This is a genomic window from Sphingomonas eleionomae (genome assembly GCF_049889035.1).
In the GTDB taxonomy this organism is placed as follows: Bacteria; Pseudomonadota; Alphaproteobacteria; order Sphingomonadales; family Sphingomonadaceae; genus Sphingomonas.
The window spans coordinates 149,625-172,515 of the sequence record NZ_JBLTWP010000005.1 but is presented as its reverse complement, the minus strand read 5'-3'; the positions used below and the strand labels follow the sequence as shown (position 1 = coordinate 172,515).

Below are 22,891 nucleotides of genomic sequence, written 5' to 3'. Positions count from 1 at the left end.
GGAACAATCCCGATTGGGGTGACCTGTGGGATCAGTGGTTCGCAACCGGGATGCCCCTGAGATAGCCAAGCCCCGTGTCAAGCACGGGGCGACGATGAAAGGGCATGTCCACAACGGGTCGCTTACTGAACGACGGCTATTCGCGGTGTCGCTTAATTAATGCCCTTTGAGTTTCATCCACTCGATTGCTTGCTGCGATCTCGTTCGCTTTGGCGATGAAAAAGCTGCTGCTTCCCCCACGCTCAATGCAGTTTCAGTTTCGGCCGGACGATCTGGTTCACATGGCCGATGACGATCAGGGCGATGCCGCGCCACCAGCCATGGATGGCGATGAGGTGCATCCGGTAGAGCGACATATAGACGGTGCGGGCGATCCACCCCTCCACAAACATCCGCCCGCCGACCAGATTGCCCATCAGGCTGCCCACGGTGGAAAAGCGGCTGAGCGAGACGAGCGAGCCGTGGTCATTGTAGACGAAGTCCTTGAGCGGCCTGCCTTCCTGGGCGCGGATCAGGTTGGCGAAGACGAGGCTGGCCATCTGATGCGCGGATTGCGCGCGGGGCGGCACCGGGCGCTCGCGTCCCGGCAACAGGCAGGAGGCGCAGTCGCCCAGCGCATAGACGCGGTCATCGACGCTGGATTGCAGGGTTGGGCGAACGACGATCTGGTTCGACCGGGTCAGTTCCAGATCGCCAAGCGTGCGCAGTTCGTCCGCGCCCTTGACCCCGGCGGCCCAGACGATGAGGTCGGCGTCGATCCGCTCGCCCGCCCGCGTCAGGACGGCATTCGCCTCCAGCGCCGTCACCTGCGTATTGTCGAGGACGCGCACGCCCAGATTGACCAGTTCCTGTTTCGCGGTGGCGGCCAGCGGTTCGTCCAGCGCGGGCAGGATGCGGGGACCCGCCTCGACCAGCGTGACCTCCAGCTTGGATTCGTCGAACACCTCCAGCCCGTAATGGCGCAGCGCCTTTGCCGCATTGTACAGCTCTGCCGCCAGTTCGACGCCGGTCGCGCCGCCGCCGACAATGGCGACGCGCACCCGCGCATCGGGATTGCCGGTCTGATGCGCGTGATTGGTGCGCAGGCAGGCGTTGAGCAACCGCTGACGAAACCGGTCCGCCTGGGGCCGATCCTCCAGGAACATGGCGTGTTCGCGCACACCCGGCACGCCGAAATCGTTGGAAATGCCGCCCATCGCGAGGACCAGATAGTCATAGCGGATGGTGTGGCGGCCGATCACCTCCTGCCCCTGTTCATCCATCAGGGGCGCGGTGGTCAGCGTGCGCGCGGCGCGATCGACGCTTTCGATGCTGCCATGAAAGAAACGATAGCCCCAGCGGACGGCATGGCCGCCATAGCCGACCTCGTCCAGATTGGCGTCGAGCGAACCGGCCGCAACCTCGTGCAGCAGCGGTTTCCAGATATGGGTGAGGTTGCGGTCGATGAGGATGATGTCGTGCCGCTTGCGCCCGTACCGCGCGCCCAGCCGACGAACCAGTTCCAGCCCCCCGGCCCCGCCGCCCACGACCACGATCTGCGTCTTGCGTTCGGCCATTCATGCCTCCCCCGGTCGGCGCGCGAGCGGCGCTCTGGCATGATGCCAGACCGGGCGGGCAAAACCAAGAAAGGGTTGGCAGCGGGATCCGGCGGCGGATTTACGCCGTCAGCTGCACTTCGCGGCGGCCTTGCCCCGGTCGACGACGGCCTGCTGATCCAGCGAGAGCTTGCCGGGATAGTCGAGTTCCAGCGCCTTGTAGACCTTGCACTGTTCGGCGGGCGCGGCCTTCAGCTTTTGCAGCGCCTGGGACAGGTAGAACAGGCTGTCGGCGGCGCGTTCGCCATCGGGCAGCTTGATATAGCTGTCGTAGAACGCCTTGGCGGCCTCGGCATTCTTGCCCTCGTCCAGCCAGGCGCGGCCGAGCAGGTTCTGGGCAAAGCTGGCGCGGCGATGCTTGGGATATTTGGCGACCACTTCGGCGAGCGGCGAGCGGGCCTCCGGATAGAGCTTGGCCTGCCACAGGCGGAAGCCATAGACATAAAGGTCCTCGGCCGCATCGCCGCTGGCCGGGCGTTCGATGGCTGCGAGCTGTTCGGCGCGGGCGCCGCTGACCGGGGCGGGGCGCGTGGCGGGCGCAGCGGCGGCGGCTGCCGGGCCCGAGGGGCGCGACTGGCCGAGCACGCCATTGCCGGCACCGGGACCGCGGGCGGGCGTTGCCGCCGCGCTGGCGGCAGGCGCGGGGGTGGTGCGGGTGACGGGCGGGAGCGCGGCTGTGCCGGGGTCGGTGCCCAGCGGCGCGCCGGTTGAGGTTGCCGCATCCTCCAGCACCTTGAGCCGGGCATTGGTCGACAGCTTGTAGGCGTTGAACGCCTCTTCCATCTGACGCAGCTTGTACTGGGTCTGCTCGACCTGGCCGGTCAGGGTCTGAACCTGTCCCTCAAGCGCGTTCACCCGCTGTTCGATGATGGCGACGGGACTGCCCAGCGGGGTGCCGGGCGCGCCCTGTTCGACGACAGGGGCGGTAATCTGTGGTTGAAGCGCGCCGCCGGGGGTGACGGGCAGGCCAAGCTTGTTCTGGACGGTGCGCATGTCGCGCTCCAGCCGTTCGACGCGGACCTCGACCGTCTGGCCTTGCGCGGTGGCCGTCATCACCAGCATGGAGGTGCCCAGCATCGCCAAGCGAACCGCAAAACGCATTCCTGTCATCCCCTATCGGTTCCTGTCGCCCGGACGGGCGTCGCCATTCCCTGTCCCCCGATGGTCTAGGCGGAGGATCGGCCCGCTGCAATGGCGCAGCGGCGGCATGACGTCACTCGCCGCCGGGCACGGGCTCGACAGCGTCGGTCGCGGCAGGCGGCGGCGATGCCGGGGCGGGGGTGGCGCTGGCGGCCGGGGCCGGGCGGGTGGTCCGGCTGGTCGTGCGCGGCTGACCCGGCGTGGCGGGGCCGGGCGTGGCGGCGGGCGTTCCGGCGGCGCGGGCGAGCAGCGCGGCGCCGCTGATTTCCACATCCTTGATCGCGCGCTCCGCCGTGCCGAGGGCAGGAACAGGCCGTCCGCCGACCGTGACGTCGAGCAGGTCCGGCCGGCCGGTGTTGATCATCGGGCGATTGGCGTTGGCCGGCACCTCGAACCGCTCACCCGCCTGAAAGGTGCGCAGTACGAGCGTCTGGTTGGCGGCGTCATAGACGCGCAGCCATACCTCGCCCCTTGCCGTCAGGACGACGGGGCCGTCCGTGGCCGGCGGGGCAGCCGCAGGGGCGGCGGCGGGGACGGGGACGCTTGTGGCGGGCTTGACGCCGAGTTCGTCGGCGACGCTGGTCGTTTCGGCGGTATCGCCGCCGCGCAGCATCGCCCCGCCATAATAAAGGCCCGCCGCGATGATCAGGACGAGGAAACCGATGATCAGGCCGATGGTCATTGCCGGGCTGGGCAGACGGCTTGGTTCCTCGATCTCGCCCATGCTGATCGTCGGTTCGCGGGCCGGCGCACCGGACAGGGTGCTGCGAAGGGTGCGGGCCAGCCCCACCTCGTCAAGCCCGACCGACCGGGCATAGGCCTTGACGAAGCCATAGGCGTAGGTGGGGGAGGGCAGGGCAGAGAAATCCGATTGTTCGATCGCCTCCAGATGCCGCTGCGGAATGCGGGTGCGGGCGGCAATTTCGGCAAGATCGAGGCCCGCGGCCTCCCGCGCTGTGCGCAGCCGATCGCCGACGGTGGCCGGTTCGGCCTTATTCTGTGGGGTGCCGGCTGGGGTTTCGGCCATGTCCTGCTTCTCTCTTTCGCGCCGGTCGTGCGTCCCGTTTATTGCCGCCGCTTAGCGTTGGGTTTTGGCGACCATGGCCGTGCTGTCAACGCCGGTTCAGGCAAATACAAGCCCGGTCACGCCAGTTCGACGCCATTTTCGCGCGCCCAGTCGAGCAACGGCTCCCTGAGGCTGCGCGGCGGGTTGACCAGCAGCGTTTCCAGATGCGCGGCAAGCGCCGTCCGGTCGAGCGAACGGACCATCGCCTTGATGGGGCCGACCGCGGCGGGGGTGATGGACAGCCGGTCGATGCCGAGGCCGATCAGCATCATCGCCTCCAGCGTGCGGCCGCCCATTTCGCCGCACACGGCCAGCGGCTTGCCGGTGCCGTGCAGCGTGCGCTGCACCCGGCGCAGGAAACGGGCGATGGCGGGGCTCATCCAGTCATAGCGCACGGCCAGTTTGGGGTGCGCGCGATCGGCGGCGAACAGGAATTGCGTGAGGTCGTTGGTGCCGATCGACAGAAAGTCGAGCCGGGGCATCAGCATGTCGAGCACATCGGCCAGCGCCGGCACCTCCAGCATCGCGCCGTAGCGGATGTCGACGGGCAGTTTCTTGCCGCGCGCGACCAGCCATTCGCGCTGCGCCTCGAACAGGGTCCGCGCCTCTTCAAACTCCCAGGGTTCGGAAACCATCGGGAACATGATATTGAGCTGACGCCCGGCCGCCGCCTCCAGGAGGGCGCGGGCCTGCGCCTTCATCAGCCCTTCACGCTCCAGCGCAAGCCGCAGCGCGCGCCAGCCCATGGCGGGATTTTCCTCATCCCCATCCTCGTCATGGTTGAGATAGGGCAGCGCCTTGTCCCCGCCGATATCGACGGTGCGGAACACGACCGGGCGGTCGCCCGCCGCATCGAGCACATCGCGGTAGAGCCGTTGCTGCCGCTCACGCTGGGGCAGGGTGGCGGACACCAGAAACTGGAACTCGGTGCGGAACAGACCGATGCCGTCCGCGCCGGTCAGGTCGAGCGCGGCGATGTCGTCGCGCAGGCCCGCATTGATGTTGACATGGATGCGGGTGCCGCAGCGGGTGACGGGTTCGACATGGCGAAGCGAGGCAAAGACGGCGCGCCGCTGCTGCGTCCGGGCAAGGCGCGTGTCGAACGCCTCCTCCATCGCCGCCGAGGGCCGGATGATCACCTGTTCCGTCGCGGTGTCGAGGAGCAGCCGGTCGCCCTCTGCGATCAGGCGGCGCACGTCGCGCACGCGGCCCAGCATGGGTACGCCCATCGCGCGGGCGACGATGGTGACGTGCGCGGTCAGCGATCCTTCCTCAAGGATCACGCCCTTCAGCCGCCGCCGGTCATATTCAAGCAGTTCGGCCGGACCCAGATTGCGCGCGATCAGGATGGAATCGTGCCGCAGGCCAAGCTGCGCCGCCGTGCCGAGCTGACCCGACACGATGCGGATGAGGCGGTTGGACAGGTCCTCAAGATCGTGCATCCGGTCGCGCAGCAGGGGATCGTCGATCTGGCGCATCCGCTGGCGCGTGCGCTGCTGCACCCGTTCGATCGCCGCCTCTGCCGTCAGGCCGCTGTCGATCGCCTCGTTGATCCGGCGGGACCAGCCTTCGTCATAGGCGAACATCTTGTACGTCTCGAGCACCTCCTGATGCTCGCCATCGACGCCGAATTCGGCCTGGCTGGCCATGCGGTCGATCTGTTCGCGCATCTTGTCGAACGCAGCATAGACGCGATGACGCTCCGCCTCGGTATCCTCTGCCACCGTATGTTCGATGACGATGCGTGGCTGATGGAACACGGCGACGCCGGCCGCCATCCCCTCAACCAGCTTGAAGCCCGGCACCCGGTCCGCCGCCGTCGATTGCGGGCGGCTGGTATCGCTGCTGGCATTGTCGATCAGCCCGGCATTGGCGATGAGTTCGGACAAGACCATGCCGACGGTCTGCAGCGCCTCGATCTCCACATCGTCATAGCGGCGGCTATCGACATGCTGCACGGCCAGCACGCCGACCGCGCGTTCGCGGCGGATGATCGGCACGCCGGCAAAGCTGTGGAACTTTTCCTCGCCCGTTTCAGGGCGATAGGCGAAATCGGGATGGATCGCCGCCTCATCCAGGTTCAGCGTTTCGACGTTGCGCGCGATGCTGCCGACCAGCCCCTCGCCCAGCGCGAGCTTGGTAACGTGCACCGCCTCTTGCGCCAGGCCGCGGGTGGCGAAGAGTTCCAGCACCCCCTCGCGCAGCAGATAGATGGAGCAAACCTCGCTATCCAGCGCCTCTCCGATGATGCCGACCACCGAATTGAGCTTGGCCTGTGCCGCGCTGCGCGAGGCCATGACATCGTGCAGGCGGGTCAGGATTTCGCGGGCGGAGGCGACGGCGGAAAGCGGCATGACAGGATGCTAGCAGATGCGCGGGCGCGGGGCCAATGGCGGTGTCGGATCGGAGTTTGCAAAACCAGCCGCCCCGCCCCGCCCCGGCCCCTGCGCCGAAGGGCGCGGCTGATGCTTAAAGCGCCCGAACCAGCCGTTTGGCGCAGGCGATCCAGGGGGGATCGGTGACCACCTGTTGCCGGCCGGCGGCGCCGTGGGGCAAGAGTTGCAGCTTGCCCGGCTGATCGGCGCGTGCGCCCTCTCGCCCGATCAGCCGGGCAAAGATGAAGCGGCCGGCGGGGCGGGGGACAAGCACGTCGCGGTTGAGCGCGCGGCCGAACTGATCCGGGTCGAGCCGGTCGCACCAGATTTCGTCGCCCGCCCGGTAATCGCCGACGCCGACCGCGACGGTGACGGCGACCATGCCGGGTGCGCCATGCGGCGGCACGACCGAAGCGGCGCGGCGCGGCGCACTGGCCCCGCCCGCCTCCAGCACCGCCACGACGGGCATGTCGGCGCGGGCGGGCAGGTGGACCAGATCGGCGGCATCCACCTCAAGCGCGGCGGCGATGCGGTTGAGCCAGTTGACCGAAACGGTGCGGGTGCCAGTTTCCAGACGCCCGATGGTCTGGGCCGTGGTCGGCGGGTTGCAGCGTCGGGCGACATCTTCAAGGGTCAGCCCCTTTGCCCGGCGAACCTCCCGGATAGCGGTAATCATGCGTGTTTCGCCCCCTCAAGCGAACCAATGCGGTTTGGCGACTGTCCTACAGCCCCGTCGTCATGGCAAGCCGATTCGGGCAGCAGCAACGGAGGCCGGGATGAGCCGAATGATCGTCGAACGCAGTTTTTCCGATGACCGCATCGGATCTGCCCCGCCGCAGCGCGGGCAACGCGGGGTGCAGGTGAACCTGGGCGAATCGGCGCTGTCGTGGCTGTTTGCGCGCGGGCACCTGAACCCCCGGCAGAACGAGGCGGGCGAGCGGCTGCGCGCCGATTACGAGCGGGCGGCGCTGGCCCCCGGCGTGACGATGCGCTGGACCGCCGCGCCCGCATCCGGCGGACGGCGCGGGCCGCCCGCGGGGGTGGATGCGAGCATGGTGCAGATCGACGCCAAGCGCCGGTTCGATGCGGCAATGGCGGCGACGGGGCCGGGGCTGTCCGACATCCTGTGGCGCGTGGTGTGCGCCGACGAGCGGCTGGCGGGCGCGGAACAGGCGATGGGATGGCCGGCGCGGTCAGGCAAGCTGGTGCTGGGCATCGCGCTCGACCGGCTGGCGGATCACTATGGGCTGGGGTGAGGGGTCAGCGGGTGGCGGTTGCCGCCGCCGTGCACTGATCGGACGGCTTGTCGCCATGGCCGATCTGGCTGACCAGCAGGAAGCCGCCGATGACCAGCACGACAAAGGCGATCGAGAGCAGGCCCAGATATTTTTCGATAAACTGCTTGGCCCAGGCACCGAACAGCCGGAACAGCACGCCGACCAGCACGAACTGAAACCCGCGCGACAGCACGCTGGCCCACAGGAAGGTGAACAGGTTCATCTGAATGAAGCCTGCGGTGATCGTGACCAGTTTGAACGGGATCGGCGTCGCGCCCTTGATGATGATCAGCTGTGCCCCGTATTCGCGCAGGTAACAGGCGGCGACCGGAAACTTGTCGGCCAGGCCGAGCGCGGCCAGCAGCTGATCGCCAAAGGCGTCATAGGCGAAATAGCCGATGCCATAGCCAAGCAGCCCGCCCAGCACCGAGGCGATGGTGCACACGACACCGAAACGGACGGCGCGTTTCGGATCGGCAAGACACATCAGCCCGAGCAGCGGATGCGGCGGGATGGGGAAAAAGCTCGATTCAATGAACGAGAACAGGAACAGCCAGCGTTCGGCGTGCGGGTGCGCGGCCTTGGCCAGCATCCAGTTGTAAAGCGAGCGGAGCATCGCGGCGGGTGTTAGCGGGCAGGAGCGCCGGGCGGAAGCGGCCACGCCCGCCCGGCGCAAAAATAGTTGCGGCACCCGCGGCGCGCGCGCATGGGGCGGCCATGCGGATCGCGTTCATCAAATGCCAGGGATCGGGCAACGACTTCCCGCTGGTCGACGGGCGGGCGCTGGCGCTGGACGATGGCGAATGGGCCGCCATCGCGCGGGCGCTGGCCGACCGGGCCGGGCCGGTGGGGGGCGACGGGTTGCTGATCCTGACCGGTGCCACCGACGGGCAGCCGTTCGGGATGCGGATGCTGAACCCCGATGGCAGCGAGGCGGAAACGTGCCTGAACGGCCTGCGCTGTACGGCGCGGCTGGGGTTCGAGGTGACAGGGCTGACCGCTGCCGAGGTGCGGCTGAAGACCAGCGTGGCGGGCGCGGCGAGCGAGCCGGACATGGCGGCAGGCGTGGTGACGGTGCGGACCGAGGCGGTACCCGCGGGTGTCGGCGCGGCGGCCATCGGGCTGAAGGTCGGGATGGACGGGCCGGTCGATCAGCCGGTGCCGGGTGTGCCGAGCGCGCGCGCCTTTACCGCCGTGGCGATGCCCAACCCGCATCTGGTCGCGTTCGTCGATGCGATCGACGAGGACGAGCTGGTCGCGCTGGGCGATTGGGCAGAGGCGGCGCCCGACATCCTGCCGGCACGCTGCAACGTCAGTTTCGTGCGGGTCGATGGCGCGGACGCGATCTATGTGCGCACCTATGAACGGGGCGTCGGCCTGACCGACAGTTGCGGCAGCGCGATGGCGGCGTCGGTGCTGGCCGCGGTGCTGACCGGCAGCGTCGCGGCGGGCGCGTGGATCCGGGTCGCCAATCGCGGCGGATTTGTCCGCGCACAGGCCGACCGGGCAGCGGCGGATGCGACGATCACCATCGCGGGCAATGCGACGTTCGAATGGGAGGGCGTGGCCGAAATCGACCTGGCCGCCGCGCGGGTGACGGCGATGACGCGCACCGCCGAGCGGCCGCAGGAGGCCGATGCCTGGGACGCCGTGCTGGCCGGTCTGGACTGACCGGCGGTGCCCCCCGCGACCGTTGCCCTGATGCTGGTGATCAACCTGTTTTGGGCGGGCAATATCATTATTTCGAAGTTCATCGTGGCGACGCTGGGCGTGCCGCCATTCTGGGCGGCGGGCATCCGGGGGTTCATCATCGCCGCCGCGCTGTCGCCATGGCTGTTCCCGCTGCCCCGGCCGTTCGGGCGAGTGATCCTGATCGCGCTGTCGATGAGCGGGGGCAGTTTCGGGCTGTCGATGGTCGGCCTGATGACCGCAGCGCCGTCGGCGGTCGCCATCGTCAGCCTGCTGGCCGCGCCGCTGACCGTGCTGCTGGCGATCGTGATGCTGGACGAGCAGGTGGGGTGGCGGCGCGCGCTGGGCATTGCGCTGGCCTTTGCCGGTGTGGTGACAGCGCTGGCCGAGCCGCAGACGCTGAGCGCATCGACCGGGCTGTTGTTCGTGCTGGCCGGTGCGGTCGTCGGCGCGCTGGGATCGGTGATGATGAAGCGGGTCGAGGTCGGCGCGGTCAAGCTGCAGGCATGGGCGGGGGTTTCGACGGGCATCGGACTGACCCTGGCCAGCATGGTGTTCGAACAGGGACAGGCAGCGGCGGGCGCGGCGGCGGGATGGCGGTTCTGGGCGGCGATCGCGACATCGGCGCTGCTGGTGTCGGTGGTGGCGCACACTGCCTATTTCTGGGTGCTGCGGCGGCATGATGCGAACCTGGTCGCGCCGCTGACCCTGTTGACGCCGGTATTCGCGGTGATGATGGGCGCGTGGATCACCAACGACCCGGTCAGCCTGCAGATGGTGATCGGCGGCCTGATCGCGATGGCGGGCGTGGCCGTGATCCTGATCCGGCCCAGCAAGCGGTTCTGGAAGGGGTGGATGGTCCGCGAGGGGTAAGGCGGTTCGTCGCAAGCCGGTGGCGGCACCGCGCGCGAGCGGATAGCGTGGCGGCAGTTCAGTCGAAAGGCGAGGCGATGTTGCGTATCCGTCCGATCCTGTTCCCCGTCCTGTCCGTCGCGGCGATTGCCGCGCCTGTCGCGGCGCAGACCGCGCCCGATCCCGCCACCGCCGCAAAGGTCGATGCCGACAATGCGCGCTATGCCGAGCGCAGCATGGCGGAGCGCGGGTTCGTGCCGATGGCGGAGATGCGATTTGCCGGGCGCGACGTGCGCCGCGTGCTGCCCAGCGATCCTTATGGCATTATGCCCATCCCCGGCGTGGAGATGGAGCGGCACCGAGACGGGCGCATGACGATCCGCGTCGTGCACCATCGCTGGACGGATGAAGCGAGGCCGATGACGCAGGCCGAATGGGATGCGATCGCCGCGCTGGAGCCGGCAGCCTTTGCCCCGTTTCGTGACCCCGATCTGGTCCGGCGGCCGAATGTCGTCACCCATTGCTGGAGCGGGATGATCGCGGCCAGCCCCGGTGCCCATGCGACCTGGGGCTGTTCGACGCGTGAGCCGCCCGCCGCCACTTATTCCGCCGCCGTGCTGGAACTGGCGATGGCGAAGCAGGGGTGCGCGGCAAGCGACAGGGACGTCTGGTCGCGCTTTTCCGATTGTTTCAAGGATGGCGGCGTCCCCGGCGATCCGGGTGTGGCCGAAAAGCTGGCGGCGGCGAAAGCGCGTTGGCAGGCGCTGCGGGTCGATGGCCCGGACCTGCTGATGCCCGCGCGCCGGGCGCTGAACGACGCGCGGCAGCAGCCGGTGCCGGAACGGATTGCGGCGGCGCGTGCGGCCATATTGGCGTTCGGCGCGCGGCAACGGGCGCTGCGCGATGGGGTGATCCAGGGGTTTCGGGACATGCCCCCGCCGCACCGGATGAGCATGCGCGATGCCGCCATCGTCAACCAGACCCGCGATCAATGGCTGTCCGACATCGCCGCGCAGACCGGCAATTATACCGGGATGCTGGAGGAACTGGCGGGAATCGGCAACTGAGCCTGCCAGCCGGGCCGGGCGCCGACGCCCGACGGCGACTTGTGCGCCGCCATGGACCCGCTATCGTCTGCGCCGGGGATCGAGCCGGACCGGGGGTGGCCATGAGGGACGCGTTGCCAAGTGTCGCCACCAGCGAGGTGACGCCGATACGCGATGATGCCGCGTCGCGCTGTGGCCTGGCCGACCCGGCGCTTGCCTATGATTATTTCAAGAGCATGGTGTCGGTCAGCGTGGCGACGCTGGGCGGCATCCTGACCCTGGGCGAAACCGTGTTCGGGGCGCGGATCGAGCCGTGGCAGATGGCGGCAGGCGCGTTGCCCGTCGCCCTGTCCGGCCTGTTGGCGTTGCAGGCCAAGACCGACATCACGCAGATGTGTCAGGGGATCAAACCGCAGCGGAACAGCGTGCGCCTGGCGCTGCGCGTCGTGCCGGGCCTGTACGGACTGGGGCTGGGCGTGTTCCTGGCGTTTCTGACCCTGTCCTATCTGAACCCATAGGGTGCCCGAAAGGGCGCCGTTCCCGCATGATTCCGATTGCATCCGGCACGGGCCGGCATAGGATTATCCCAACGCTGTCAACGGGAAAGCGTGGAGGGGTCAGGTTCGCCTGAGGGGGCATTCATGGTTGCAAGGATCGGTGCGGCGGGCGTGATCGCCATGGCGATGGGCGTGTGTGCGCCCGCTTATGCAGGGGTGTCGGAGGATTTCGCCGATTGCGACGGCCTGCGCAAACCCAAGAACAGCGATGACGGGATGCGCGGGCAGGCGACCATTTCCGCCTTTCGCTTTCGCGCTGCGGACAGTTCGGCACAGGTGATCGCGGCGTGCACCCGCGCGCTGGAGAGCAAGAACCTGTTGCCCAAGCAGACGCTGCGCCGGGCGCATCTGTTGCGGGCGCGGGCGGCAGCGCGGCTGGAGGCGGGCGATGCCGAAGCGGCGCTGATCGACCTGAACGCAGCCGAGGCGGCGGCCGCACCGCACAAGGGCGATTTTTTCTATGACCGCAGCATGGGCCTGTCGATCGACCTGCTCCGTGCCATCGCGATGAACGAGAAGGGCGACCGGGCAGCGGCGCTGGCCCTGGCCGAAGGCGTGGCGGCCAAGCGGCCCTATGCCCTGCCGATCCAGCAGGCCGCCGCGCTGATCCGCACCGCCACGGCGGAAAAACGCGACGGCGCGATCTGGGCAAACCTGTCCAGGATCGACCCGAATGTGCGCGACCTGACCGGCAAGCTGTCCGGCCAGCCGGCTGACCTGGCCAGCGTTGCGGCGGCGGCGGGGGTGCCCAAGGTGACGATCCCCACCGAAATCCCGATGCAGTTGGTGCTGAACGGCAAGATGGATGCAGGCCGGATGCTGGCGGAATGGGGCGCCCCGGTGAACGAGGCGATGACCACCGCCTATGCGCTGGCCGCGACGGGCAAGCCGGATGCGGCGCGGGCATGGGTCGCGGCGGCACGCAGCGCGCTGGATGCGGCAAGCCCGCCAAAGCCCGCCGCCAAACCGGACGCCGCGCTGACGCCGGTTGCCGCCACGGCCGGGGCGCCTGCGGCGGACGAGGCGAAGAAGCCCGCGGCCAATCCGCTGGTCGCGCTGCTGACCAATGCGGTGCGCACCAATCAGCTGGAGCCGGCCGCGCTGCTGGTCGAGGCGCGGATTGCAGTGGCCGAAGGGCGGCTGACCGATGCGGCGCGCGCGCTGGAGGGCAAGGGCTGGCGATCGACGCCGATGACCGAGGAGCTGTTCGCAGCCTATCGCACCGCGCGGGAGAAGAACCCGGCGGGGGCACCGGAGCTGACCGCGCTGGTCCCCGCAGAGCAGCGGAGTACGGTGAAGCTGACCGGCATGGCGCGCGAGTTGCTGATCAGCCCGGAAACCAGCCGCAACCTGATCGATTACGAAAAGTCGCGGCCCAACATCCTGGGCGCGGCAGTGGGGGCGGCGCTGTCGTTCGGCACCACCCTGCTGGGCGGGATCGACCGCACCGCCGGGTTCCGATCGACCCCCAATCCCGATGGCACGATCAATGTGACGTTCAACGGCAACACCACATCCGGGCCGATGGTGCAGGAAATGGTGCTGCTGCGCGCGGCAGAAGTGACGCGGGAGGCGGGCAAGAACCGGTTCCACATAAAGGCGCGCAGGGATTATCAGCGGTACATGGCGCAGACCCAGTACGGCATCGAACAGAACCGGACGCTGGTGGGATACAAGACCGAGCTGGACATCCGGCCGCTGGATGACGGCGCGCAGCAGACCGATGCGATCGATGCCGTGGCGGTGATCGATGCGCTGGGCCCCGTCTATTACGAGGGCAAGACAAAATAACCGTAGGGGTTATTTTATGCTGTCCTACAGCGTGACGATCAGGCTAATCCTTTTGACAGGATGACGAATCGCGTCCGGGCGGGGCGGGGTTTGCAAGGGGGGGTGACGGGCCGGGGCGCGGGGGGCGCTTTCCGGCCCGTTTCGCTGTTGGCGACGGGACAGGAGGCTGGCATGGGGGATCGGATCGTCGGGACCAACCGGCAGGGGCGGGTGCAACAGCGGCGGCCAAGCGGCCGGGCGTTCAGCGCGGCGCGGCGCAAGCAGTTCCTGACGCACCTGGCCGAGACCGCCAACGTCACCGCCGCCGCCGGCCAGTCCGGCGTTTCAAGTTCAACGGTCTATCGCGCGCGATATCGCGAGCCGGCGTTTGCCGCCGAATGGGATCGGGCGCTGGCGATCGGTTACGACCGGCTGGAGGCGGCGATGCTGGCCGCTGCAATGAACGCGGTGCGGGCGGTTGAGGATCGGGTGCCGGTGCCCGAGGGCGAAGCCGTGATCGTGTCATTCGACCAGGCCCAGCGCCTGTTGAACCATCATCGCAGCCTGGCCCGTGAGGGGCGGTGGCGGGGCCATCCCGATCGCGATTATGCCGCATCCGCCGAGCGGACCGACGCGGCGATCCTGAAATTGCTGAAGAAGTTGCCGACGAGGCGCGCCGATCCGCCGGTGGAGACAGACGGATGAACGAGGCGATCGACGCTCTGACCGCCCGTTCGCCGGATGAACAGGCCGCGCTGCTGGCCAGAATGACGGCAGGGGACCGACAGGAGCTGCTGCATCGCTGGTCGCTATGGGCCCATGCCGGGCAACTGGCGCCGCCGGGCGACTGGCGGGTGTGGGTGATCCGGGCCGGGCGCGGGTTCGGCAAGACGCGCGCCGGGGCGGAATGGGTGAGCGAGGTGGCGCGGACCGACCGGGATGCACGGATCGCGCTGGTCGCGGCGAGCCTGCACGATGCGCGGCAGGTGATGGTGGAGGGGCCGAGCGGCATCCTGGCGCTGGCGCGGCCGGGGGAGAAGCATCGCTGGCGACCGGCGCTGGGGCAGCTGACCTTTGCATCGGGCGCGGTGGCGCAATGCTATTCGGCGGCGGCCGGCGAGACGCTGCGCGGGCCGGAGCATGGCGCGGCATGGTGCGACGAGCTGGCCAAATGGCCGCGGGGAAGCACGGCGTGGGACAATCTGATGATGGGACTGCGCATCGGCGATCATCCGCGCGCGGTGGTGACGACGACGCCGCGGCCGATCCCGCTGCTGAAACGCATCCTGAGCGCGCGGGATACGGTGGAGACGCGGGGGGCGACGCGGGATAATCCGCACCTGCCGGACGGGTTCGTCGCGGCGATGATGGCGGATTATGGCGGGACCGCGCTGGGGCGGCAGGAGCTGGACGGCGAGATCATCGACGACCTGGCCGGGGCGCTGTGGCACCGGGCGGAGATCGAGCGGGCGCGGATCGCGGCGGACGCGGTGCCGGAGATGGTCCGCGTCGTCGTCGGCGTCGATCCGCCCGCCACGGCCGATGGCGATGCGTGCGGGATCGTGGCCGTCGGCCTTGGCGAGGATGGCATGGGCCATGTGCTGGCCGATGCAAGCGTTGCCGGCCGGTCGCCCGAAGGCTGGGCCAGCGCCGTGGCGGACTGTGCCGCGCGGTGGAATGCCGAGTGCGTGGTGGCCGAGGTGAACATGGGCGGCGACATGGTGAAGGCGGTGCTGGCCGGGGCTGGCGTGACGCTGAACGTCAAACAGGTGCGCGCCAGCCGGGGCAAGGTGGCACGGGCCGAGCCGGTCGCTGCGCTGTACGCCGCCGGGCGGGTGCGCCATGCGGGCGCGTTCCCCGCGCTGGAGGACGAATTGTGCGGCCTGTTCCCCGCCGGGGACTATCGCGGGCCGGGACGGTCGCCCGACCGGGCGGATGCGCTGGTATGGGCGATGAGCGAATTGATGCTGAACGGCCGGGGACAGGCGGCGCTGCGGGTGCTGGCGTGAGGGGGCAGGGCGCGCTAGGGGCGGGGCATGATCCCGCGCGAGCATCTGGATACGGCCGAGGTGCCGGGGGGCGAGCCGCTGCGGCTGGTGCGGCGGGGCGCGGATTTCATGATCGTGCTGGACCGCAACGAGCTGATGAACAGCCGGATGAGCGGATCCGAGGCGGCGCTGGCGACGATGACGGTGGAACGGTTGAAGGCGCGGGCGCCCCGGCTGCTGATCGGCGGCTATGGCATGGGGTTCACGCTGCGCGCGGCGCTGGCCGTGCTGCCCGGTGATGCGCAGGTGGTGGTGGCGGAGCTGGTGCCCAAGATCATCGACTGGGCGCGGGGGCCGATGGCGGAACTGACCGCCGGGTGCCTGGACGATCCGCGCGTCACGGTGCGCATCGGCGATGTCGGTGCGGCGATTCGTGAAGGAAGGGGCCCCGAGGGACGCGGCGCATATGACGCGATCCTGCTGGACGTGGACAACGGGCCGGACGGGCTGACCCGGCCGGGCAATGACGGGCTGTATTCGGCAGGCGGGCTGGCGGCGAGCGTCGCGGCGCTGCGGCCCGGCGGGGTGCTGGCCGTTTGGTCAGCCGCGCCTGATGCTGCGTTCCGCCGGCGGATGGGCGAGGCGGGGCTGGCCGTCGAGGAAGTGGCCGTGCGGGCGCGCGCGAACGGCAAGGGGCCGCGTCACGTGATCTGGTTCGGGCGGCGAAGGGGGTAGGGCGGTGGCTTGTCGCTACTTCGCTCGACACCCACGGCCCGATAATATGCTACCGAACCGGACGGGTTATTCACCCGCCCGGCCGGTATCAAATGAGCGACGTTGCAAACCGAATGAAATAGTCGCGCCGGGCTTCCTGCCGTGAGGCAAACAGTCCGGCAGACCGCGCAATCGGTCGGCACTGTGCATCCAAATGATACCACGCCCACAAGGACTGACCTTCATGGGCAACAGGGACCGGAGCGAACATCGCTCTTCTCCTTCTGTGTATGGTTTCATAAGAATGTACTCGTCTCAAGGCTCGCTTTCGGTGTCCTGAATATCACGTATCATTTGCTTTAACTCCGCAACCGCTTGGTTGTTTGGCAGATTATCTGCTCTTGTCCGGACCGCAAAGGGTTTGTCTACGTACGATATCCCCGATTACAGGCGAGATATGAGGGGCATTCCCGATCAAGGTGAGTCCATCGCTTGCTCCTTCCCCAGCGCGGAATTGCGCTGACAACGTAGGTTGGAACAAAGGCGATACAAAGGCAATCCTTTCGGACGTGCCCAACCTGGGTTCGGATCGCCACCCAGCTTCAACTAGGCGGCTGAGCCGCCAAGTCTGCGCAACCCTCTCCCACAAGGGGAGAGGGAGATCGTCCCTTGCCCTCTGAACGAGGAAAGGGGTTAGAAGGAGCATCAGGTATGAAGATCTTCGGGCGCAAGGCTGCGGCCGGGCGGGGTAATGCGCGGCCGTTTCTGGTGCAGGGCGGCGCGCGCGGCGTCATCGGGGAATGGCCCGCATCCTATGAGGCGCAGGTGCGCGATGCGTTTCTGGCCAATCCCATTGCCCAGCGATCCGTGCGGATGATCGCATCAAGCGCGGCGAGCGCACCGATGGCGGCTGATCCGCCTGAACTGCTGGCGCTGATCATGGCGCGGTCCGCTGCGCAGGACCTGATCGAGGCGGCGGCGTCCCACCTGTTGATGCACGGAAATGCGTTCATTCAGGTGATGACCGACGAGGGCGGCATGGCGCGCGAGCTGTATGCGCTGCGCCCCGAACGGGTGAGCGTGGAGGCGGATGCACAGGGGTGGCCCGCCGCCTATTGCTATACCGTCAACGGCCGCAGCCAGCGGCTGAGCGCAGGCGACGGGGGCGGGCGGCCGCAGGTCATCCACCTGAAGCAGTTCAGCCCGCTGGACGATCATCTGGGGCTGGGGTGCCTGGGCGCGGCGGCAGGCGCGGTGGCGATCCATAATGCGGCGACGCGGTGGAACAAGGCGCTGCTGGACAATGCCGCCCGGCCATCCGGTGCGCTGGTGTACGATCCCGGCGACGGGGCGACGATGACGGCGGTGCAGTTCGACCGGCTCGCTGACCTTTGAAGTGATCGCCGATCCGGGGCCGGTGACGACGGGCGGGGTGCTGGCCGCGATGTCCGACCGGCTGGGGGCGGAAGGTGCCGGTTCGGCGCTGGGCGGCCTGGCGGTCGAGGGCGCGAGCGTTGCCGAGGCGGCGGGCGATATTGCGGCGATCACCGGTGGCTGGTGGCGCGAGGGGGACGGCAGGCTGATCCTGTGTGCCGGCAAGGGCGATGGCGGGGAGCGGATGCTGACCGACCATGGCTGGCGCGCGGCGGGGGCGGGATCGCCGGGCCGGCGGAGCATGACGCCCGCCGACCGGATGCCGGGTGCGGTGACCATCGCCCATTATGATCCGGCGCGCGATTATCAGACAGGGGTGCAGCGGGCAGCGCGGCCGGGCGCTGGCAAATCGGAACGTCGCATCGCCATGCCCGCCGCCATCGGCGCGGACGCCGCGCTGGCGCTGGCCGAGGCGGCGATGGACCGGGCGATGGCCGAGCGCGAGCGGCGATGGATCGGAGCTGCCGCCGATGCATTGACGATGAACCCCGGTGACCGGGTGCGCCTGTCGGGCGAGGCCGGGCTGTGGCGGGCAGCGGCGGTGACGATCGAGCGGAGTGGGCGGCGCATCGAACTGGTCCGGATTGCCGATGCTGCGGCGGTGCCTCTGCCCCTCGCCGATCCCGGACGGGTGCATCCCGATGACGACCAGGTCCATGGGCCGACCGTGATCGCGGCGTTCGAACTGCCGCTGGATCAGGGCAGCGGCCCCGGCGTGCCAAGGCTGGCCATCGCAACGTCGGGGACGGAGGCGGGGTGGCGATCCGCGGCGCTGATGACTGCGGCGCCGGGCGGGGCGTGGCAGCCAGTCGGCGGCAGCGCAAGGGCCGCCGTGATCGGGCGGGCGATCGTGCCGCCGGGGCCTGCGTGCCCGCTGTTGATCGATTGGCGGAGCGCGGTGATCGTCGCCCTGACCCGCCCCGGTGACATGATGCGCGATGCAGACATGGCGGCGGTGGACCGGGGGGAGAACCTGGCCCTGATCGGGGATGAGCTGATCCAGTTCATGCGCGCCGATCCGCTGGGTGAGGGGCGGTGGCGGCTCACCGGCCTGTTGCGTGGACGGCGCAGCACGGAATGGGCGATGGCGTACCATGCGCCGGATGAACCCTTTTGCCTGATCGAAGCCGATGCGCTGGCGATCGTCGACCTGACGCCCGGTGCGATCGGCAGCGACATCGATGTTGCAGCGCAGGGCGTGGGCGATCCCGACCTGGTGCGGGAAAAGGTGTCGATCGACGGCCGGTCCGTGCGGCCACCGTCGCCGGTGCGCGCGATCGTCAGCACCGGCGCGGACGGCGACATCGTGATTCGCTGGACCAGGCGCAGCCGGACGGGGTGGAACTGGATCGACGCGATCGATGCGCCGCTTGGCGAATCGGCAGAGCGGTACCGCGTGACCATCCGCGATTCGGATGGCGCGACCCGTGTTCACGACACGGGGGTGCCGGAAATGAGGCTGGGTATCGACGGCCGGCCCCGGCCCTGGCACATCGAGATCCGCCAGATCGGCGACCTGGCGGCATCGACGCCGCTGTCCCTTGCCCTTTCATGACCGGCGGCAGGATCGACACGATGGGAGACGAAGGATGAGCGACGACCAAACCCCCCGCTGGGCCATGCCGATGATCCACCCCGGTCAGGCGCAGAAGGAGATGACGCATAATGAGGCGCTGATCATTGCCGATTTCCTGATCGCCGGCATGGTCGAGGGCAGTGCAGGTGCACCGCCGACTGAGGATCCAGCGCCCGGAGCGGGGTGGATCGTTGCTGCATCTGCGAACGGGGACTGGGCCGGGCAGGCCGGGCGGATCGCCTTCTGGAGCGGGGGCGCATGGCGGTTCGTCGACCCGGTGCCCGGCATGGCATTATGGGATCGCGCAGCCGCGCAGGTCATCCGGCTCGGCGCAGCGGGATGGGAGGCCGGACAATGGCGCGGTCACGTGATCGACGGTGCAGGATACCGCGTGACGGGCGATCGCCAACCGGCCATTTCGAACCCGGTCGGTGGCACAGTGATCGATAATGAAGCGCGCGCCGCGATCGCCAGTTTGCTGACCGCGGCACGCACATACGGCATGATTGGTTCCTCGGAATAATGTGTCTTTCGCGCAACACACCGCATATTTGTTCGCTTGCACGGAAACTTACTGCGGAGTAGAGGGTTTGCGCTGTCCGTAGGACAACCATGAAAGGGGATTACAATGCGGAAGCTTGCCGTCACATTGGCGCTTGCATCAACCGCGCTGGCCACTCCCGCCCTTGCACGCGACAAAGCGTGGTATGTGGGCGTGGAAGGCGGCGCGATGATCGTCGAAGACATCGACTATGACATCGCAACCGGCAACGGCGCCACCGGCACCGTTGACAGCGACTATGGTTACGACGCTGGTGCCACGGTCGGTTACGACTTCGGTCCGGTCCGTCTGGAAACCGAAGTAAGCTATCGCAGCGCGACTGCCGACCAGTTCACCTCGTCGACCACCACTCCGGTGTTCAACACGGCGGGTGCGGTGTTGAACGCGCCGGCCGGCAGCTACAGCCTGGGCGGCCGCACGAGCGCGCTGAGCTTCATGGCCAATGCGCTGCTGGACTTCGGTGCCGATGATGCCGTTCAGGGCTTTATCGGCGGTGGTGCCGGTGTTGCCCGCGTCAAGGCGAGCGACAATCGCCTGAACGAGAACGGTGCGTTCCTCGACAATTCCGACACGGTGTTCGCATGGCAGGCCCTGGCCGGTGTGCGCGCCCCGCTCAGCGATAATGTCGATGTGTCGCTGAAGTATCGTTTCTTCAACGCCGACAACGTGTCCTATTCGGACATTCAGGGTCGCCAGTTCGAAGGCCGGTTCCGCTCGCACTCGCTGCTGGGTGGCCTGACCTTCAACTTCGGTGCGCCGACGCCTCCGCCGCCGCCGCCGCCTCCCCCGCCGCCTCCCCCGCCGCCTCCGCCGCCCCCGCCGCCGCCTCCGCCGCCTCCGCCGGCAGTGGTCTGCACCCCGGGGCCGTACATCGTGTTCTTCGACTGGGATAAGTCGGATATCACGCCGGAAGCCGCGAGCATCCTGGACAACGCGATCACCAACTATCAGTCGTGCGGCAACGCGCAGGTGATGCTGGCTGGTCACGCCGACAAGTCGGGTTCGGCCAAGTACAATGTGGGTCTGTCGCAGCGTCGTGCCGACGCGGTGAAGGCTTACCTGTCGGGCCGTGGCATCGGTGAAGGCGCGATTTCGACGGAAGCGTTCGGTGAAAGCCGTCCGCGCGTCGACACCGCCGACGGTGTCCGCGAACTGCAGAACCGCCGGGTGGAAGTCACCTACGGTCCGGGTTCGGGCAACTGATCGACCGGTAACGGACGAACAAGGATCGGGGGTCGGGAAACCGGCCCCCTTTTCTTTTGCGCGGATGGCGCGCGAATGCCGCAGCACCCGCCGGCCGATGTAGCGTCAGGGATATGCCAGCCGCTGGCAGGCCGGGGAACGCGGACTCGCTGCGTTCCCGACCACGACATCCGAACATACCGGAAGCGTTGCAGGGCAGAGGCGGCATCCGTACCGCCCCGTTTCCCCCTCGGGACCAGGCGGGCCTGCTGGCTGGCGTTGCGGATGATGGACAGCATCGCATCGGGGCATCGGCGGCCTGAACTGACCCAAGGTCATGGCGCAGGGCGCTTTACCCCCGGCCCACCGAAGGTTCAGGTCGAGGGCCTGTCCCGTTCCCGGACGCAGGCTCGCGCTTTTGCATGGAGCGCAATGCTCAACGGCACGTTAACATGTGTCATGAGCATTCACCGCATCGAGCCCGCCGTACCCAACGGTTTTCGTCGCCAGCTGAACCTGCCCAAGCCCAAGATCACGAATCCCGATGATAGCGACATCAAGCTGTTCGCGCTGAGCTTCACAGCGTTCTTCGTCTGCTTTTACACGCTGTTCCTGTAGCGGACGGCGTCAGCAGGCGGCGGCATCTTCCATCTGGCAAACCCGGTGCAGGCGATAAGCCAGCCATGCCGAGATGAGGCACATGCCGGCCACGACCAGCAGCATATCTTCCGATGAGATGCCAAGCCCGGTCAGTCCCATCACGAACAGCGCACCCACGGTCATTGCGCCGGCATTGACGACGTTGTTCGCCGCGACCGTGCGCGCCGTCTGATCCTTGGTCACGGTGGTGGTCAGGAAGGCATAGAGGGGCACGACGAACATCCCACCGAACACGGCGATCGCCAGCAGCGTCGCCATGATCATCCATCCCTGTCCCTGGGTCGCGAATTGGGCGACCGAATAAAGCGTCCCGGCTGGTGCCGGCACCCACATCCGCACCTCTACCGAGAAGAGCACGATGATGACGGCCATCACGATGACCGAGATCGGCGAATAACGGGCCGAGACATGGCCCTTGAGAAGCGCGTTGATGATGACCGATCCCACCGCGACGCCGATCGAAAAGACCGCAATGGTGAGGCTGGCCACCTGTTCATCGCTGGTCAGGACATTCTTCACCAGCGGCGTGAAGATGATGATGAGCACCGAGCCGATCGTCCAGAAAAAGCTGATCGCGCAGATGGCGAGGAACAGGCGGGGAATGTGCATCGTCGCCGAGATCAGCCGCCAGGATGCGGTGACAGGGTTGTAGTTCAGCTTCAGCTTTGGTCCCACGCGGGGGGCCGGCGGCACCATGCGACCGGTGAACCAGCCGATCAACGCGACGATCAGGACAAGGCCGGCGGCCAGTTCGATATGCTTGGCAACGAAACCCGCGGTTACCGTGCCCATCAGGATGGACAAATAGGTCGCCGCTTCCACCAGGCCGGTGCCGCCCAAAACCTCATCATCCTCAAGATGCTGCGGCAGGATCGCGTATTTGATCGGCCCGAAAAAGGTCGAGTGAACGCCCAGGCCGAGGACGGCGGCCAGCATCATGACGATGCCCGCACTGTGATACCCGGCATTGGCGATCAGCATGCCCGCTCCACCGAACAGCATCAGCCCGATTTCGGCGGTTTTCACGATGCGGATGATCCGCGCCTTGTCCGTCGTGTCGGCCAGCTGACCGGCCAGCGCGGACAGCAGGAAAAAGGGGAGGATGCCAAAGCCGGTCGCCAGCGCGTTGAATTGAAACTCCACCTCGGGATTGTTGAAAATCTGATAGGTGGCGAACAGCACCATCGCCGTCTTGAACAGATTGTCGTTGTAGGCGCCGAGAAACTGCGTGACGAACAGCGGAAGAAAGCGGCGCTGGCGCAGCAGGCCAAAGGCATTGGTCATGGGCAGATGCGATCCAGCCGGGGTTAAGCAACAGGGGTGGGGCATAGCCCCGATTGCGTCGCACCATCAATCCCGGATCGCGGTTGTCGATCCGTTGCGCTGGACCGTTGCCCTGTCGCCGGGC

21 protein-coding genes are annotated in these 22,891 nt (G+C 67.9%); 14 read left to right on the top strand and 7 right to left on the bottom strand.

Annotation, left to right across the window (positions count from 1 at the left end; all coding sequences use genetic code 11):
- Window positions 1-242 precede the first annotated feature (242 nt).
- The 5 genes from ACNI3Q_RS14515 to ACNI3Q_RS14495 all read right to left on the bottom strand — a co-directional run bounded on the left by ACNI3Q_RS14515 (window position 243) and on the right by ACNI3Q_RS14495 (window position 6,852).
- Entirely contained in the window at window positions 243-1,556 is a 1,314-nt protein-coding gene (locus ACNI3Q_RS14515; protein WP_426277898.1) for an NAD(P)/FAD-dependent oxidoreductase, read from the bottom strand.
- A gap of 108 nt (window positions 1,557-1,664) precedes the next feature.
- Complete coding sequence (locus ACNI3Q_RS14510; RefSeq protein ID WP_426277896.1) at window positions 1,665-2,696, bottom strand: hypothetical protein; 1,032 nt, start codon at window positions 2,694-2,696, stop codon at window positions 1,665-1,667.
- A gap of 112 nt (window positions 2,697-2,808) precedes the next feature.
- A complete protein-coding gene (locus ACNI3Q_RS14505) occupies window positions 2,809-3,762 on the bottom strand; it encodes a helix-turn-helix domain-containing protein (protein ID WP_426277894.1) in 954 nt (317 codons plus the stop codon).
- A 116-nt stretch (window positions 3,763-3,878) separates the two neighbouring features.
- Window positions 3,879-6,155 (bottom strand): phosphoenolpyruvate--protein phosphotransferase, encoded by a 2,277-nt coding sequence (gene ptsP, locus ACNI3Q_RS14500; protein ID WP_426277892.1) that lies wholly within the window; start codon window positions 6,153-6,155, stop codon window positions 3,879-3,881.
- 115 nt (window positions 6,156-6,270) lie between these two features.
- On the bottom strand, window positions 6,271-6,852 hold the full coding sequence (locus ACNI3Q_RS14495) for a helix-turn-helix domain-containing protein (RefSeq protein ID WP_426277890.1): 582 nt from the start codon (window positions 6,850-6,852) through the stop codon (window positions 6,271-6,273).
- A gap of 100 nt (window positions 6,853-6,952) precedes the next feature.
- Between ACNI3Q_RS14495 and ACNI3Q_RS14490 the strand changes: the two genes are divergently transcribed.
- Window positions 6,953-7,432, top strand: a complete 480-nt coding sequence (locus ACNI3Q_RS14490; protein WP_426277888.1) for a DUF6456 domain-containing protein — start codon at window positions 6,953-6,955, stop codon at window positions 7,430-7,432.
- 4 nt (window positions 7,433-7,436) lie between these two features.
- Here the strand turns inward: ACNI3Q_RS14490 and ACNI3Q_RS14485 are convergent, their stop codons facing one another.
- On the bottom strand, window positions 7,437-8,069 hold the full coding sequence (locus tag ACNI3Q_RS14485; RefSeq protein WP_426277886.1) for a YqaA family protein: 633 nt from the start codon (window positions 8,067-8,069) through the stop codon (window positions 7,437-7,439).
- A 101-nt stretch (window positions 8,070-8,170) separates the two neighbouring features.
- On the opposite strand from ACNI3Q_RS14485, the gene dapF reads away from it, so the two are divergent.
- The 13 genes from dapF to ACNI3Q_RS14420 all read left to right on the top strand — a co-directional run bounded on the left by dapF (window position 8,171) and on the right by ACNI3Q_RS14420 (window position 21,441).
- Window positions 8,171-9,124: a diaminopimelate epimerase gene (gene dapF / locus ACNI3Q_RS14480; RefSeq protein ID WP_426277884.1), complete on the top strand. Its 954-nt coding sequence runs from the start codon at window positions 8,171-8,173 to the stop codon at window positions 9,122-9,124.
- Window positions 9,125-9,130: 6 nt separating this feature from the next.
- Entirely contained in the window at window positions 9,131-10,015 is an 885-nt protein-coding gene (locus ACNI3Q_RS14475) for a DMT family transporter (RefSeq protein WP_426277882.1), read from the top strand.
- Between the two features lie 77 nt (window positions 10,016-10,092).
- On the top strand, window positions 10,093-11,061 hold the full coding sequence (locus tag ACNI3Q_RS14470; protein WP_426277880.1) for a protein-tyrosine phosphatase family protein: 969 nt from the start codon (window positions 10,093-10,095) through the stop codon (window positions 11,059-11,061).
- Between the two features lie 101 nt (window positions 11,062-11,162).
- Entirely contained in the window at window positions 11,163-11,558 is a 396-nt protein-coding gene (locus ACNI3Q_RS14465) for a hypothetical protein (protein WP_426277878.1), read from the top strand.
- A 123-nt stretch (window positions 11,559-11,681) separates the two neighbouring features.
- Window positions 11,682-13,388 (top strand): hypothetical protein, encoded by a 1,707-nt coding sequence (locus ACNI3Q_RS14460; RefSeq protein WP_426277876.1) that lies wholly within the window; start codon window positions 11,682-11,684, stop codon window positions 13,386-13,388.
- A gap of 171 nt (window positions 13,389-13,559) precedes the next feature.
- A complete protein-coding gene (locus tag ACNI3Q_RS14455; RefSeq protein WP_426277874.1) occupies window positions 13,560-14,072 on the top strand; it encodes a hypothetical protein in 513 nt (170 codons plus the stop codon).
- Window positions 14,069-15,376, top strand: coding sequence for a DNA-packaging protein (locus ACNI3Q_RS14450; RefSeq protein ID WP_426277872.1), 1,308 nt, complete (start codon window positions 14,069-14,071; stop codon window positions 15,374-15,376). The genes ACNI3Q_RS14455 and ACNI3Q_RS14450 overlap by 4 nt, the downstream gene beginning before the upstream one ends.
- A 27-nt stretch (window positions 15,377-15,403) precedes the next feature.
- The gene (locus ACNI3Q_RS14445; RefSeq protein WP_426277870.1) at window positions 15,404-16,090 is read left to right on the top strand and encodes a spermidine synthase; all 687 of its coding nucleotides are present in this window, start codon (window positions 15,404-15,406) and stop codon (window positions 16,088-16,090) included.
- Between the two features lie 690 nt (window positions 16,091-16,780).
- Window positions 16,781-17,464, top strand: a complete 684-nt coding sequence (locus ACNI3Q_RS14440; RefSeq protein ID WP_426277868.1) for a phage portal protein — start codon at window positions 16,781-16,783, stop codon at window positions 17,462-17,464.
- A gap of 1 nt (window position 17,465) precedes the next feature.
- A complete protein-coding gene (locus ACNI3Q_RS14435) occupies window positions 17,466-19,058 on the top strand; it encodes a GTA baseplate fiber-binding domain-containing protein (protein ID WP_426277866.1) in 1,593 nt (530 codons plus the stop codon).
- Between the two features lie 34 nt (window positions 19,059-19,092).
- Complete coding sequence (locus ACNI3Q_RS14430; protein ID WP_426277864.1) at window positions 19,093-19,602, top strand: DUF2793 domain-containing protein; 510 nt, start codon at window positions 19,093-19,095, stop codon at window positions 19,600-19,602.
- 105 nt (window positions 19,603-19,707) lie between these two features.
- Window positions 19,708-20,844 carry an OmpA family protein gene (locus tag ACNI3Q_RS14425; RefSeq protein WP_426277862.1) on the top strand — a complete coding sequence of 379 codons (1,137 nt, stop codon included), beginning with the start codon at window positions 19,708-19,710 and terminating at the stop codon, window positions 20,842-20,844.
- A gap of 264 nt (window positions 20,845-21,108) precedes the next feature.
- Entirely contained in the window at window positions 21,109-21,441 is a 333-nt protein-coding gene (locus ACNI3Q_RS14420) for a hypothetical protein (protein ID WP_426277860.1), read from the top strand.
- Between the two features lie 9 nt (window positions 21,442-21,450).
- On the opposite strand, the gene ACNI3Q_RS14415 is transcribed toward ACNI3Q_RS14420, so the two are convergent.
- Window positions 21,451-22,767: an MFS transporter gene (locus ACNI3Q_RS14415; protein ID WP_426277858.1), complete on the bottom strand. Its 1,317-nt coding sequence runs from the start codon at window positions 22,765-22,767 to the stop codon at window positions 21,451-21,453.
- Window positions 22,768-22,891: the final 124 nt, after the last annotated feature.